The sequence below is a fragment of the Lysinibacillus sphaericus genome (assembly GCF_001629735.1).
Lineage (GTDB): Bacteria > Bacillota > Bacilli > Bacillales_A > Planococcaceae > Lysinibacillus > Lysinibacillus pinottii.
This window is the reverse complement of the sequence record NZ_CP015224.1, coordinates 3,222,953-3,237,433: the sequence shown is the minus strand read 5'-3', so window position 1 is coordinate 3,237,433 and position 14,481 is coordinate 3,222,953. Positions and strand designations below refer to the sequence as shown.

Below are 14,481 nucleotides of genomic sequence, written 5' to 3'. Positions count from 1 at the left end.
GGGTAGATGTTCTACCCAGTCTTTTTCATTTTTTTGTGGTCCATCATAAGCTATACTTGTAAACGAATAGATAGAAAACGATAGGTGGTAAAATAAATGGATTATTTAGAATGGAGACATGTGTTCAAGTTAGATCCTGCAAAGGACATATCAGATGAAGACTTAGAAAAAATTTGTGAATCTGGAACTGACGTTATTTTAGTCGGTGGCACAGACAATGTGACATTGGATGGGGTATTAGATTTACTTGTTCGTGTTAGGCGGTTCGAAGTCCCGATAGCTTTGGAAATTTCAACGATTGATGCGATTACACCAGGCTATGACTATTACTTTATTCCGACGGTCTTAAATAGTGATGATCCAAAATGGATTAAAAATTTGCATCATGCAGCTATTAAAGAATTTGGAGATATTATGGTGTGGGATGAATTAGTAGCAGAAGGTTATTGTATTTTAAATCCGGATTGTAAAGTGGCACATGTAACAGGTGCTACAACAGATTTATCGATAGACGATATCGTAGCCTATGCACGTATGGCAGAAAATTTCTTTAAACTTCCGGTGTTTTATTTAGAGTACAGTGGAATTTACGGAAATCCAGAAGTAGTAAGTGCTGTGAAAAATGAATTGAAGCACACTAAGCTCTTTTATGGTGGAGGCATTACATCAGCCAAGCAGGCAGAGGAAATGGCACAGTATGCAGACACGGTTGTAGTTGGAAATATTATTTATGAAGATTTAAAAGCTGCACTTGCGACTGTTAAGGCTGTTAAAAATACGTTATAATTTTAGAACAAATGTTTGTAAGGCGGTGCGAAATGGAACAGTTAACAAAAAATTTACTAGCAGGAATGAATCCTGAACAAGAAAGAGCGGTCAAAACCACTGAGGGACCACTACTGATTATGGCTGGTGCTGGGTCAGGAAAAACACGAGTATTAACACATCGTATTGCTTACTTAATTATAGAAAAGGAAGTATACCCATCCAAAGTTTTAGCCATTACGTTTACTAATAAAGCTGCTCGTGAAATGCGAGAGCGTATCGACGGTATTCTTGGCAATGGGACAGGCGATAGTATGTGGGTATCTACTTTCCACTCCATGTGTGTAAGAATTTTACGTCGCAATATCGATCAACTAGGCATATCTCGTAATTTCTCCATCCTAGATTCTACGGATCAACTTTCAGTGATTAAAAATGTAATGAAGGATGAGAATATCGATCCAAAGCGTTTTGAGCCAAGAGCAATTTTAAATGCTATTAGTGCAGCTAAAAATGAGTGTATTACAGCAGATGATTACGCCGGTCATATGAATGATAAAAATCCTTATGAACAAACCGTTGCACGTGTTTATAAAGGCTATGAAAAAAGATTACGTCGTAACCAATCCCTCGATTTTGATGATTTAATTATGACAACCATTACGTTGTTCAAACGCGTACCAGAGGTGTTGGAATACTATCAAAATAAATTTCAATATATTCATGTAGATGAATATCAGGATACCAATAAATCCCAATACTTACTTGTGCAATTATTAGCTAAAAAATTTAAAAATATTTGTGTTGTAGGGGATTCTGATCAATCAATTTATCGCTGGCGTGGTGCAGATATCGGTAATATCCTTTCCTTTGAAAAGGATTATCCGAATGCTAAGGTGATTATGCTTGAGCAAAATTATCGTTCAACTAAACGCATCCTCCAAGCAGCAAATGACGTCATTCAAAATAATACAACACGTTACCCAAAAGAACTGCGTACAGAAAATGCAGAGGGAGAAAAAATTGCGTTATACAAAGCTTATAATGAGCAGGAAGAAGCACAATTTGTTGTACAAACCATCCAACAGTTGATGGAAAAGGAAAACCGTACATTTGATGATTTTGCCATTTTATATCGTACGAATGCTCAGTCACGTGTGATGGAGGAAGTACTTGTTAAATCCAATATGGTGTATCAAATTGTTGGCGGGACAAAGTTCTATGATCGAAAAGAAATAAAAGACTTACTTGCTTATTTGCGCCTTATTGCTAATAATGACGATGATTTATCACTTGCACGTATTATTAATGAACCCAAACGTAGTATAGGCGCCACTTCTTTTGAGAAAATGGCCCGTTATGCTATTGAGCAGGATCGTTCCATTTTTGATGCTATGAATGATCTTATTTTCATGGGTCTATCTGGGAAAGCGGCAAACTCAGCAGAGCAATTTTATGCAATGATTAAAGGTTTTACTGAAATGCAAGAATATTTATCGGTCACTGAAATTGTTGAGCAAGTCATTGATAAATCTGGGTACCGTACAATGCTCCAAAATGAAAAGACGATTGAAGCTGAAAGTCGTTTAGAGAATATTGAAGAGTTCTTATCTGTCACAAAAGCATTTGAGGAGCGCAGTGATGATAAAAGTTTAATAGCATTTTTAACAGATTTAGCATTAATTGCTGATATCGATGCACTTGATAAAGAGGATGCTTCCAAGGGAAATATTATTTTAATGACGATGCATGCTGCTAAGGGCTTAGAGTTTCCTATTGTTTTTATTATCGGTATGGAGGAAAATATCTTCCCGCATTCGCGCTCCCTTGATGATCAAGATGAAATGGAAGAAGAACGTCGCCTTATGTATGTTGGTGTGACGCGCGCAGAGGAACGTCTATATTTAACATGTGCACAAAGCCGAACAATTTTTGGCCGTTCGAGCTTTAATAATGCTTCACGATTTTTAGGTGAGATTTCCGAAGATATTACCGAATCCATCTCCAAAGCTGGTGCTAAAACGAATGTACCGTTTGCTACTAGCAATCGTTCAAGTAATTATCAAAAACGTACACTTGGGTCCGTTCAACAAACTCAGCCTGCCACAGCGCGCTTACAATCGACAGGCGGAGATCAGTACGGCTGGAAGGCTGGAGACAAAGCCGTCCATAAAAAGTGGGGCACAGGTATGGTTGTAAGTGTAAAAGGCGAAGGTGATAGTACAGAGCTTGATATCGCTTTTCCACAACCAATTGGTATTAAGCGATTACTGGCACAATTTGCACCGATTGAAAAAGCGTAAGCGGAGGAACGTAAATGAACGAAATAGAACAGCGAATAGCGGAGTTAAATAAATTATTACATGAATATGGTTATGCCTATTATGTACTAGATAAACCAGTCGTTGCTGACAGTGTTTATGATCAATTATTGCATGAATTGATTGCGTTAGAAGAGGCCAATCCATCACTTATTTTTCCCGATTCACCCACGCAACGTGTTGGCGGAACTGTCGTAGAGGGCTTTAAAAAGGTGACACATGATTACCCAATGCTAAGTCTATCAAACGCTTTTAACGAAGCAGATTTACAAGAATTTGATCGTAAGGTTCGACAGGCTATTGGTGATCATTTCTCCTATGTATGTGAGCTGAAAATAGATGGTCTTGCCATTTCGTTAAAATATGAAAATGGCGTGTTTGTCCAGGGTGCAACAAGAGGAGATGGTGTTGTAGGGGAAGAAATTACAGCCAATTTAAAGACCATTCATGCTATTCCTCTGCGTTTAAAAGAACCAATTACAATCGAAGTACGCGGTGAGGCGTACATGCCAAAAAAATCATTTGAAAAATTAAATGCGCAACGTGCTGACAATGGTGAAGAACTATTTGCTAACCCACGTAATGCTGCTGCAGGCTCTTTACGACAGTTAGACCCTAAAATTGCTGCAAGTCGCCAGCTATCAACTTTCATCTATGCCATTGGAGGAGATGGTGAAATCTATGGCATCGATGGACATGCAGAAATGCTTGATTATTTAGAGGATCTAGGTTTCCCTTCCAATAAGGAGCGTCAGCGTTGCTCTACAATTGAAGAGGTTATGGCCTTTATTGAGCATTGGACAGAAAATCGTCCACATCTAGCCTATGAAATAGATGGAATCGTTATAAAAGTCGACCGCTATGCTCAACAAGATGAGCTAGGCTATACGGCAAAAAGTCCACGCTGGGCCATTGCTTATAAATTCCCTGCAGAGGAAGTTGTCACGACATTACTAGATATTGATTTAACAGTAGGGCGTACAGGGGTTGTCACGCCAACAGCTATTTTAACGCCTGTTCAAGTAGCGGGGACGACGGTGCAGCGTGCTTCCTTACACAATGAAGATCTTATACGAGATAAAGATATACGTCTTGGGGATACGGTCATTATTCGAAAGGCCGGTGATATTATTCCACAAGTTGTTGGTGTGCTCATCGAGCAGCGTCCTGAAAACTCTGTACCGTTTGAGATGCCTAAAAATTGTCCGGTTTGTGATAGTGAATTGATTCGTATTGAGGGTGAGGTTGCTTTGCGCTGTGTAAATCCTGCATGCTTTGCTCAAATTGCAGAAAGCATTAAATATTTTGTGTCTCGTAATGCTATGAATATTGATGGCCTTGGAGATAAAGTGGTTGAGCAGTTATTGCGTGCGGATTTAATACATGATGTATCTGATTTATATCATTTAACCATTGAGCAATTGGTTGAGCTAGAACGGATGGGCGAAAAATCTGCAACCAATTTAGTCAATGCGATTCAAGCCTCGAAGGAAAATTCGATGGAACGTTTATTAATTGGTCTAGGAATTCGTCACGTTGGTGAAAAGGCTGCAAAAATTGTATCAGAGCAATTTGGCTCAATGGAAGCTGTCATGGCAGCAACAGAGGAACAACTTGTGGCTATCTATGAGATTGGCGATAAAATGGCATCGTCATTAGTGGAATACTTCTCCAATGATGACGCACGTGCAGTCATTGAACGTCTTGCTGAAGTGGGCGTGAATATGACTTTTAAAGGAAAAAAAGTAGAAGTAGTGGTAGGCGATAATCCTTTTGCAGGAAAAACAATTGTTTTAACTGGTAAACTTGAGCAATTGACACGTAACGAAGCAAAGGCGAAAATAGAAGAGTTAGGTGGGACTGTCACAGGTAGTGTCAGTAAAAAAACGGATCTTGTTATCGCAGGCGAGGATGCAGGCTCTAAGCTAGCAAAGGCTGAGCAATTAGGTATTGAAGTTTGGAATGAAGACAACTTAATTGAACAACTTAACCTTATCTAATAAATATACTGAAGATATAACCTCATAAAAGACATGCGTTTTGCTAAATGGTTATATCTCAGTGATTCGTCGAACCAAATTGATTATGAGTAAAGGAGCACTAAATATAATGAAGTCTTTTCGACTCATTCCAGCACTTGTAGCAGCTGCAATGTTAGTCGGCTGTGTACCTTCTAATGAAGGGGGAACAGAGCTTACGCAGGAAACACAACAAAATGAAAAAACTGAAACAACCATTATCCCCAGTATACAAATTGACGATTCTTATTATAAGACACTTATTCCTTATAAAGAGAGTGCCAGTAGAGGCCTAGTTGTATCAAATATTTTTACGAAGTATGATATGAAGGAAGTGGAAGCAGGTTTAATGCGTCTTTCGCACAATGAGTTTGACACTGAAAACTATTACTTCCAAGAGGGTCAATATTTAGCTGAAAGTACGGTGAGCTCTTGGCTTGCTCGAAGCTCTCAGACAGAAGACGGATTAAATCCACCAACAACAGATACAATGACACCCGAAGAGCGAGCAACAAAGGCACCTATTTATTTATCTCATATTGTTGAGCAAAATTACTTAACAAAAACAAAAGATAATAAAGTGAAATTAGGTGGAATTTCAATAGGTCTTGCGCTTAATTCTATTTATTATTATCAAAAAGAACAGTATGGCGAATATTACGAGAAACCAATATCAGAGTCTGAGCTTGTTGAGCAAGGGAAAAAAATGGCCGCTGAGATTGTTTCACGTTTACGTACGCGCGATGAGCTAAAGGATATTCCAATTGTTGTTGGCCTGTTTAAGCAACAACCTCGGAATCAGATTATTCCTGGAGCCTATTTTAGCTATGGTGTAGCAAAAGCTGGACAGAACAACATTGCTGATTGGGAAGGAATAGATGAAAACTATGTATTATTCCCAACAGATGATTCGCAGGATGTATACCGAGACGTGAGTAAAAACTTCAAAATCTTTAAGCAAGACGTTGATAAATATTTCTCAAATTATACGAGTGTTATTGGTACAGGTTTCTATCGCAATAAAGAAATCCAAAAACTGACGATCGAAATTCCTATCCAATTTTTCGGCAAAGCAGAAATCATTGGATTCACACAATATTTGACAGGTATATTAATCAATCGATTTAATAATATTCATGTTGAGGTGAGTATTACTTCTGTCAATGGTCCCGAGGCATTAATCAATAAAAAGGCCAATGACACGGACCCTTATGTACATGTCTATGAATAATATAGTCAGCCTTTGTGCTGACTATATTTTTATGTAGAAAGAGAGACTTAAAGGAAAACAACTGGTATAGATTCACAACACTTCGTTATAGTAGTGAAAGTTTCTATATTTTTGGTGAAAGTTGTGATTTTTAATATGAAAAATGTTATGATTATTGGCATGGTTAACTTTATCCAACCCTATTGTTATCAATAAAAACAATAAATGGAGCAAGTATTCGGAGGTGTAAAAAATGGCTAAATTAACAAAAGAAGAAGTAAAGCACGTGGCAAATTTAGCACGTCTTGCAATTACTGAAGAGGAAGCTGAGAAGTTTGCTGAACAGCTTGGTAAAATTACTGACTTTGCAGAGCAATTAAACGAACTAGATACAGCGAATGTTGAACCTACAACGCATGTTTTACCATTAGTTAATGTAATGCGTGAAGATGTTGCAGTAAAAGGTCTAGACCGTGAAGTAATGATGTTAAATGTAAGAGAACAAGAAGATGGTCAAGTAAAAGTACCAGCTATCATGTAATACTAAAACATAGGAGGATTCCTCATGACGTTATTTGAACGTTCAGCTAAGGAGTTACAAGCGGAAATTAAAGCAGGTAACTTATCAATCGCTGACTTAACGAAAGAAGCATACGAGCGCATTGCAAAGCTTGATGGCGATGTACAAGCATTCCTTGCTTCAAACGAAGAAAAAGCAACTGCACAAGCTGCTGAAATGGATAAGGTACCATTTGAAGAGCGTGGACCGCTATTTGGTCTTCCAATCGGTGTGAAGGACAATATTGTAACAGAAGGCTTAGAAACAACATGTGCCTCTAAAATTTTGGAAGGCTTTATGCCAATTTACGATGCAACTGTTGTCAACAAGCTACGTGAAGCCGGTATGATTACAGTCGGTAAACTAAACATGGACGAGTTTGCAATGGGTTCATCGAATGAAAACTCATACTACAAAACAACAAAAAATCCATGGAATTTAAATCATGTGCCAGGTGGATCTTCAGGTGCATCTGCAGCCTCAGTAGCAGCAGGGGAAGTGCCATTTTCACTTGGTTCAGATACAGGTGGTTCAATCCGTCAACCAGCAGCATACTGTGGTGTTGTAGGGATGAAACCTACATATGGTCGTGTGTCTCGTTTTGGTCTAGTGGCATTCGCCTCTTCTTTAGATCAAATTGGACCCATTACACGCAATGTTGAAGATAACGCGTTATTACTTGAGGCTATTGCAGGCTTAGATCCAAATGATTCTACTTCTGCTGACGTAGAGGTGCCAAACTATGCTGCTGCTCTTACTGGAGATGTAAAAGGCTTGCGTATCGCTGTACCAAAGGAATTCCTCGGTGAAGGTGTAGGAGAAGCAGCACGTCAATCTGTGCTTGCAGCATTAGAGGTATTAAAAGGTTTAGGTGCGACTGTAGAAGAAGTATCTCTTCCTCATTCTAAATATGCGCTTGCTGCGTATTATATCCTTTCTTCATCTGAAGCGTCTTCTAACTTATCTCGTTTCGATGGGATTCGTTACGGTTTCCGTGCAGAAAACGTGACAAATTTAATGGATCTATATAAAGAAACACGTGCGCAAGGTTTTGGAGATGAAGTAAAACGCCGTATCATGCTTGGGACTTATTCATTAAGCGCAGGTACATATGATGCGTATTACAAAAAAGCACAACAAGCACGTACACTGATCAAAGCAGACTATGACAAAGTATTTGAAGACTTTGATGTTATCATTGGACCTACATCACCAACACCAGCTTTCAAAATTGGTGAAAATGTTGATGATCCGATGACCATGTATGCAAACGATATTTTAACAATTCCGATGAACTTAGCGGGTGTACCTGCTATTTCCATTCCATGTGGTTTTGACAACGGACTACCACTAGGTTTACAAATTATAGGTAAATACTTTGATGAAGCAACTATTTACCGTGTAGCTCATGCTTTTGAACAAGCAACGGAGTTCCATAAACAAGTTCCTCAAATGTGGGAGGGAAAATAACATGAACTTTGAAACAGTCATTGGTTTAGAAGTACACGTTGAGTTAAAAACAAACTCAAAAATCTTCTCACCAGCACCTGCTCACTTTGGTGCTGAACCAAATACAAACACAACAGTAATCGATCTAGGTTATCCTGGTGTCCTACCAGTTCTGAATAAAAATGTGGTAGATTTCGCTATGCGTGCAGCTCTTGCATTAAATATGGAAATCGAACAAGAAACGAAATTTGACCGTAAAAACTACTTCTACCCTGATAATCCAAAAGCTTATCAAATTTCACAATTTGATAAACCAATCGGCAAAAATGGCTGGATTGACATCGAAGTAGACGGATACACAAAACGTATCGGTATTACTCGTCTTCATATGGAAGAAGATGCAGGTAAACTTTCACATGCGGGTGATCACTCACTAGTGGACTTTAACCGTCAAGGTACGCCGCTTGTTGAAATCGTTTCTGAGCCAGATATTCGTACGCCAAATGAAGCTTATGCTTACTTAGAAAAATTAAAATCAATTATCCAATATACAGATGTTTCTGATTGTAAAATGGAAGAAGGTTCACTTCGTTGTGATGCCAATATTTCTATTCGTCCTTATGGTCAAGAAGAGTTTGGTACAAAAACAGAGCTTAAAAACCTGAACTCTTTCAACTATGTTCGTCGTGGTTTAGAGCATGAGGAATTACGTCAAGCAGATGTATTATTATCAGGTGGCGTTATTGAGCAAGAAACTCGTCGCTTCGATGAAAAAACGGGTAAAACAATTTTAATGCGTGTGAAAGAAGGAACAGATGATTACCGTTACTTCCCAGAGCCAGATTTAGTTCGTCTTTCTATTGATGACGCTTGGCTAGAGCGCGTAAAATCAGAAATTCCTGAGCTTCCAGATGCTCGTAAAAAGCGTTATGTTGAAGAGCTAGGATTAACACCATATGATGCAGGAGTTCTTGTTATTTCTAAAGAAATTTCAGACTTCTTCGAGTCGATGATCGTCAACGGTGCAGATGCGAAACTTTCTGCTAACTGGTTGATGGGTGATGTTTCTGCTTATTTAAACGCAGAACAAAAAGACTTAAAGGATACTGCATTAACACCTGAAAACCTTGCTGAAATGGTGAAATTAATCACTGACGGTACTATTTCTTCTAAAATCGGTAAAAAAGTGTTTGCTGAATTAGTTGAAAATGGCGGTTCTGCACAAGAAATTGTAAAAGCAAAAGGCTTAGTTCAAATTTCTGATGAAGGTGCTTTACTTGCCATTGTTACAGAAGTTTTAGACAATAATGCACAGTCTATTGAAGATTTCAAAAATGGTAAGGATCGTGCTATTGGTTTCTTAGTTGGTCAAATTATGAAAGCTACTAAAGGTCAAGCTAACCCACCAATGGTCAATAAATTATTGCAACAAGAAATTGCCAAACGATAATTACTCGTTGTAACATAGTAGCCGAGAGAGCTTAATTGCTTTCTCGGCTATTATTTTTCATAAATGTAACAATATTGAAATTTATAATACTTAATAGTTGTTTAAAAGGAGTATTCATAGCAAAATATAGATTAGATAATTATAAGGGGGACGAGAACTAATGAAATCAGAACAACAATATTTTAATGAAGCTATTTCAATTCAACAATATATGGACAATATGACGACTCTTAAAGAAGAGAGTTTCCGCATTTATGACAGTTATGTAGTGCCAACAAACGATGGCTTTATTGAATTATTAAAAGACAAAAAACCTAAAATTTTAACGATTACGGAAGATTGGTGCGGAGATGCTATGTTAAACAATCCCATTGTTCGTCGTGTTGCTGAAGCAGCTGAATTGGACATGCGAACAGTTTTCCGTGATGCGGACACAGATCTAATTGATCGTTATCTAACAAACGGTGGTCGTGCTATTCCTATTTACTTGCTATTAGATAGCACTGGTGAGGTGATTGGAAAGTGGGGTCCACGTGCACCTGAATTACAAGAGCTTGTTGTAACGAAGCGTGCAAGCTTACCAGATAAAGAAGATCCCACATTTGAAGAAGCTCAAAAAGCTCTTTATGCGGAAATTCGCGAGGAAAATATAACGAACCCAACATATTGGACGTATGTTTATGACGACTTTAAAAAACAGGTGTCAAACGCGTTACAAAAATAACAAACGTAATGCAACATTTTAGCGAGTAAATCGTTGAATGAAATAGAATCTTATGAAGCAGGAAGGTATGTTATGAAACGAGCAAGAATCATTTATAATCCTACATCTGGACGCGAAGCGTTTAAGAAACATCTACCAGAGGTGTTGGAAAAATTAGAAGTAGCAGGCTATGAAACATCCTGTCACGCAACAACGGGTGAAGGCGATGCAACACTTGCAGCAAAAGATGCAGTCGACCGTGGCTTTGATATAATCATCGCAGTTGGTGGAGATGGCACTTTAAATGAAGTTGTTTCAGGTGTAAGTCCATTTGAAAACCGTCCAAAAGTTGGTCTAATTCCAATGGGCACTACAAATGATTTTGCCCGTGCTGTGCATATCCCACGAAATATTGATGAGGCGGTAGACATTATTATACAGGGCGATACATTGCCAGTGGATGTCGGTCTATTAAATGGCGAACGCTACTTCATCAATATTGCTGCTGGCGGACGCATTACGGAGCTAACATATGAAGTACCAAGTAAAATGAAAACAATGCTTGGGCAGTTAGCCTATTATTTAAAAGCAGTAGAGATGATTCCATCCATCAAAGCTTCCCATATGCGCATAGAATACGATGGAGAAGTGTTTGACGGTGATGCCATGATGTTCTTATGTGGTTTAACCAACTCTGTAGGCGGCTTTGAAAAACTTGCACCAGATGCAAGTATTAATGATGGATACTTTACATTATTAGTGTTAAAGAAAGTAAGTCTACCTGAGTTTATTCAATTGGCGGCTATGGCATTAAGAGGCGAACATTTAAATGATGATCGGGTCATTTACAAAAAAGCGAGTGTTGTCAAAGTCACGACTGAAAACGAAGTCCATCTTAATCTAGATGGAGAATATGGTGGAGACGCTCCAGCTACCTTTGAAAATTTAAAGCGTCATATCGAAATTTTTGTCCCTCTTGCAGATATTCGCGAGGAAGACCGTATTTAAAATAGGAAATGCTCATCTTTGTTTTAGCGAGGGTGAGCTTTTTTGTGTATAGGAAACGAAGTTAAAAACTCCTTGATAGGCAACTAAAATTTCGTATGAAACGATTAAAAAGATAATAGACTAAATCAAATAACCAGCAGCGAAAAATTCAATATGTAGTAAGTCCAACCTTTAGAATTAGGGATTGTGAATGAAATAAGAAAAATGTTTGGCAAATGTGCGTATATTACTTGAACAAAATTTGAAACCTTAATAATAGGCTGAAATTCCGGTCCATTATAAAGGTTTTTTTCGTTGTAATAGTGGAAAATGGGGTATGGATAAGGGAAAGGAAGTGTTGCTTTTGTATAAGTCACAGGAGAAGAAGCTTATTTGGCTAAGCTTTGGTGTTGCAATCATTATGCTACTTTCCATTCTTGGAAGAATATTTGGAAGCTAGGGGGCAATGAGATGATAAACGAATCAGCAGTCTATTGGAGTCGCGCATTAACGGAATTAACATTATCGTTCCATATTATTTATGCAACGATAGGTGTAGGTGTCCCGTTAATGATCATGATTGCTCAATGGACTGGGTATAAAAAGAATGATGAGCATTATATTTTAATGGCAAGACGTTGGGCACGTGGTTTCGTCATAACGGTTGCAGTGGGTGTTGTGACTGGTACCGCAATTGGCTTACAATTATCATTATTATGGCCCAACTTTATGCAACTAGCTGGTCAAACCATTGCTTTACCGCTTTTTTTGGAAACGTTTGCATTTTTCTTTGAAGCTATATTTTTGGGTATTTATTTATATACTTGGGACCGCTTCGATAGTCAGAAAAAGCATATGCTATTGTTAATTCCAGTTGCAGTAGGCGCATCGATGTCAGCTGTATTTATTACAATCGTGAATGCTTTTATGAATGCTCCGAGAGGCTTCGATATTGTCGACGGGGAACTTGTTAATATTCAACCCTTCTTAGCGATGTTTAACCCTGCTATGCCGACAAAGGTGGCGCATGTACTGGTAACAGCATATATGACATCTGCATTTGTATTAGCAGCTATTGCAGGATACCGAATGCTGAAAGGATCGAAACATGTATACCATAAAAAATCATTATTATTGCTGATGAAAATTGGTTTAATTTTCTCTATTGCAGCAGCTGTGATTGGAGATTTCTCGGGAAAATACTTAGCGGAATATCAACCAGAAAAATTAGCCGCAGCAGAATGGCATTTTGAAACAGAAGGTAAGGCTTCTCTTGTCTTATTTGGCGTACTAGATGGAGAAGAAGTGAAATATGCTATTAAAATTCCGTATGCTTTGAGCGTTCTTGCACATTTTAATCCTAATGAAGAGGTAATTGGATTAGATCAATTCGAGGAAGAGGATTTACCACCTCTCTATATTCATTATCTCTTTGATATCATGGTTTCTATAGGTATGTTTATGGTGCTAGTTTCATTACTGTATGTTGTAGGGAAAGCACGGGGCTGGCAGTTTATACATTCACGGTGGTATCGATGGATCATTGTGGCGGGTGGCCCACTCTCTATCATTGCCATTGAAGCAGGCTGGTGGCTTGCAGAGGTTGGACGTCAACCATGGATTCTTTATGGTTTGATGCGAACACCAGAAGGAGCCACAACGAGTGATCATGTGGATTTAATGCTGTTGTTGTTTGCAGGTGTATATGCAGTATTAGCGGTAGGAAGTATTGTCGTCTTGGTGCGAATGTTTAAAAAGAATCCAATTGAGCGTGAGATTGAAGATCGCCACTCTGAAAAAGGTGGTGACATCCTATGACATTAGAGATTCTAGGTATTTCAGTATTGTGGATATTCCTATTTGGCTATGTCATTGTCGCATCGATTGATTTTGGTGCTGGTTTCTTTAACGCCTATAGCTTACTGATAGGGAAGAATCATATTTTAACGAATATTATTAAACGGTATTTATCGCCTGTTTGGGAAGTAACCAATGTCTTTTTGGTATTCTTCTTTGTAGGGATTGTAGGATTTTTCCCGCAAACTGCTTTTTACTACGGAACTATTTTACTGATACCAGTCAGCATTTCTCTTGTCCTATTGGCTATTCGGGGTTCCTATTATGCCTTTGAATCGTATGGTACGAGAGGACATATTGGCTACACGCTGACATATGGTGTCGCAGGTTTATTAATTCCCGCATCTTTGTCTGTTGTCTTTGCTATTGCTGGTGGAGGTTATGTGGACCTCGTTAATGGGCAGCCTGTTTTAAACTACTGGACTTTATATACGAGTCCATTTGCTTGGAGCATTGTGGTCCTGAGTATTGCCGCTGTACTTTACATTTCGGCAGTATTCTTAACTTGGTATGCACATAAAGCGAATGACAAGGAAGCTACGAAGCTAATGAGAAAATATGCACTTTTATGGGCAGCCCCTTTGATGGTTAGCGCGTTAGGCATCATGTATGAGATGAAATCCATTAACCCTGAAAGTTATGGGCACATGGTGAATCTATGGTGGATGTTTGCGATATCAGCCATATTATTTATGATTACAGTGCTCCTCATTGCGCTGCGTAAAAAATACGGGCTTGCAGTTGCGCTTCTTATTGCTCAATTTGCAGTAGCATTCTTCGCTTATGGTATTGCGCAATATCCGTATTTGCTGTATCCATATTTAACAATTTATGATGGCTTCACAAGTACACAAATGGCAATTGCTTTAATTATTGCCTTTATTTTAGGACTTTGTCTCCTGCTCCCTTCACTTTATTTATTGATGAAATTATTCTTGTTCAATAAAAACTATGTGACTGGAAAAGAAGACAATCACGCATAGGAGGAAATGAGTGTATGCAAAGTTTTTTAATTTTTTATGCGCCTTTTATTGTCGTCATTCTTGGAATCTTGTGTGCATTTTGGTGGGCACCAAGGGATTATCATATAACAAAAGAGCAAGGAAAGAGTCGCGAATAGCGGCTCTTTTTTCAAGTTAGTTAGGAGAACGACATAACAGGT

12 protein-coding genes are annotated in these 14,481 nt (G+C 38.4%); all 12 read left to right on the top strand.

Going from position 1 to position 14,481, the window contains the following annotated elements:
* Nucleotides 1-96 precede the first annotated feature (96 nt).
* Entirely contained in the window at nucleotides 97-786 is a 690-nt protein-coding gene (locus A2J09_RS15920; protein WP_031416796.1) for a heptaprenylglyceryl phosphate synthase, read from the top strand.
* A 32-nt stretch (nucleotides 787-818) separates the two neighbouring features.
* Nucleotides 819-3,068, top strand: a complete 2,250-nt coding sequence (gene pcrA / locus A2J09_RS15915; protein ID WP_012292024.1) for a DNA helicase PcrA — start codon at nucleotides 819-821, stop codon at nucleotides 3,066-3,068.
* A gap of 14 nt (nucleotides 3,069-3,082) precedes the next feature.
* Nucleotides 3,083-5,086, top strand: a complete 2,004-nt coding sequence (gene ligA / locus A2J09_RS15910; RefSeq protein WP_012292025.1) for an NAD-dependent DNA ligase LigA — start codon at nucleotides 3,083-3,085, stop codon at nucleotides 5,084-5,086.
* 109 nt (nucleotides 5,087-5,195) lie between these two features.
* Nucleotides 5,196-6,335, top strand: coding sequence for a CamS family sex pheromone protein (locus tag A2J09_RS15905; protein WP_031416797.1), 1,140 nt, complete (start codon nucleotides 5,196-5,198; stop codon nucleotides 6,333-6,335).
* A gap of 232 nt (nucleotides 6,336-6,567) precedes the next feature.
* The gene (gene gatC / locus A2J09_RS15900) at nucleotides 6,568-6,855 is read left to right on the top strand and encodes an Asp-tRNA(Asn)/Glu-tRNA(Gln) amidotransferase subunit GatC (protein WP_012292027.1); all 288 of its coding nucleotides are present in this window, start codon (nucleotides 6,568-6,570) and stop codon (nucleotides 6,853-6,855) included.
* 24 nt (nucleotides 6,856-6,879) lie between these two features.
* A complete protein-coding gene (gatA, locus tag A2J09_RS15895; RefSeq protein ID WP_012292028.1) occupies nucleotides 6,880-8,343 on the top strand; it encodes an Asp-tRNA(Asn)/Glu-tRNA(Gln) amidotransferase subunit GatA in 1,464 nt (487 codons plus the stop codon).
* Nucleotide 8,344: 1 nt separating this feature from the next.
* On the top strand, nucleotides 8,345-9,772 hold the full coding sequence (gene gatB, locus A2J09_RS15890) for an Asp-tRNA(Asn)/Glu-tRNA(Gln) amidotransferase subunit GatB (protein WP_012292029.1): 1,428 nt from the start codon (nucleotides 8,345-8,347) through the stop codon (nucleotides 9,770-9,772).
* Nucleotides 9,773-9,932: 160 nt separating this feature from the next.
* Nucleotides 9,933-10,496 carry a thioredoxin family protein gene (locus A2J09_RS15885; RefSeq protein ID WP_012292030.1) on the top strand — a complete coding sequence of 188 codons (564 nt, stop codon included), beginning with the start codon at nucleotides 9,933-9,935 and terminating at the stop codon, nucleotides 10,494-10,496.
* 72 nt (nucleotides 10,497-10,568) lie between these two features.
* The gene (locus tag A2J09_RS15880) at nucleotides 10,569-11,483 is read left to right on the top strand and encodes a diacylglycerol kinase (protein ID WP_025115774.1); all 915 of its coding nucleotides are present in this window, start codon (nucleotides 10,569-10,571) and stop codon (nucleotides 11,481-11,483) included.
* Nucleotides 11,484-11,933: 450 nt separating this feature from the next.
* Nucleotides 11,934-13,280, top strand: a complete 1,347-nt coding sequence (locus A2J09_RS15875; RefSeq protein WP_012292031.1) for a cytochrome ubiquinol oxidase subunit I — start codon at nucleotides 11,934-11,936, stop codon at nucleotides 13,278-13,280.
* Nucleotides 13,277-14,302, top strand: coding sequence for a cytochrome d ubiquinol oxidase subunit II (locus tag A2J09_RS15870; RefSeq protein WP_031416799.1), 1,026 nt, complete (start codon nucleotides 13,277-13,279; stop codon nucleotides 14,300-14,302). Before A2J09_RS15875 ends, A2J09_RS15870 begins: the two co-directional genes overlap by 4 nt.
* Before the next feature lie 14 nt (nucleotides 14,303-14,316).
* Nucleotides 14,317-14,439: a cytochrome bd oxidase small subunit CydS family protein gene (cydS, locus tag A2J09_RS24475; protein WP_012292033.1), complete on the top strand. Its 123-nt coding sequence runs from the start codon at nucleotides 14,317-14,319 to the stop codon at nucleotides 14,437-14,439.
* Nucleotides 14,440-14,481 lie beyond the last annotated feature (42 nt).

Coding starts and splice junctions, on each gene's coding strand:
- A2J09_RS15920 (WP_031416796.1), top strand. CDS start 97: ATGGATTATTTAGAATGGAGACATGTGTTCAAGTTAGATCCTGCAAAG.
- pcrA (WP_012292024.1), top strand. CDS start 819: ATGGAACAGTTAACAAAAAATTTACTAGCAGGAATGAATCCTGAACAA.
- ligA (WP_012292025.1), top strand. CDS start 3,083: ATGAACGAAATAGAACAGCGAATAGCGGAGTTAAATAAATTATTACAT.
- A2J09_RS15905 (WP_031416797.1), top strand. CDS start 5,196: ATGAAGTCTTTTCGACTCATTCCAGCACTTGTAGCAGCTGCAATGTTA.
- gatC (WP_012292027.1), top strand. CDS start 6,568: ATGGCTAAATTAACAAAAGAAGAAGTAAAGCACGTGGCAAATTTAGCA.
- gatA (WP_012292028.1), top strand. CDS start 6,880: ATGACGTTATTTGAACGTTCAGCTAAGGAGTTACAAGCGGAAATTAAA.
- gatB (WP_012292029.1), top strand. CDS start 8,345: ATGAACTTTGAAACAGTCATTGGTTTAGAAGTACACGTTGAGTTAAAA.
- A2J09_RS15885 (WP_012292030.1), top strand. CDS start 9,933: ATGAAATCAGAACAACAATATTTTAATGAAGCTATTTCAATTCAACAA.
- A2J09_RS15880 (WP_025115774.1), top strand. CDS start 10,569: ATGAAACGAGCAAGAATCATTTATAATCCTACATCTGGACGCGAAGCG.
- A2J09_RS15875 (WP_012292031.1), top strand. CDS start 11,934: ATGATAAACGAATCAGCAGTCTATTGGAGTCGCGCATTAACGGAATTA.
- A2J09_RS15870 (WP_031416799.1), top strand. CDS start 13,277: ATGACATTAGAGATTCTAGGTATTTCAGTATTGTGGATATTCCTATTT.
- cydS (WP_012292033.1), top strand. CDS start 14,317: ATGCAAAGTTTTTTAATTTTTTATGCGCCTTTTATTGTCGTCATTCTT.